A 360-nucleotide genomic window follows, 5' to 3' on the forward strand; every position below is an offset into this window, starting at 1 on the left:
GCCGTACACGTGGTAGTTCTCCTCGTACATCGTGGTGATCGCGGCCGTCAGTGCGGCGTCACGGACAGACCGCGCTGAGGGCGGTCGGGTCTTGGCGGCGTAGTAGGACGAAGGCGCGATCGCGGCGCTGGTCTCGGACAGTGCGTCGCAGATCGGCTGGACACCGTGTTCGTCCTTGTGGCGGTCGATGAACTCAACCTTCAGCGCTGTGGACGGTCCAGCTCCGCGATGCTCCTATGTCAAGCCCCGCTCACGCCGCCGCCTGAATTGCAGGGATCGGAGTGCGTGGCGCTGCAGTTGGAGGCGGCGACGTGGCCTCGGCCACGGGCCGTGCTTCGTCGGCGCGCATCGCTGCGAACA

At 66.9% G+C, this 360-nt stretch carries 1 pseudogene; it reads right to left on the reverse strand.

Annotation, left to right across the window (positions count from 1 at the left end):
• Nucleotides 1-195: pseudogene (locus G6018_RS17355) on the reverse strand (IS3 family transposase); the annotation flags it as partial.
• Between the last annotated feature and the right edge of the window lie 165 nt (nucleotides 196-360).

This window comes from Dietzia sp. DQ11-44, from assembly GCF_014145205.1.
Taxonomy (GTDB): Bacteria; Actinomycetota; Actinomycetes; order Mycobacteriales; family Mycobacteriaceae; genus Dietzia; species Dietzia natronolimnaea.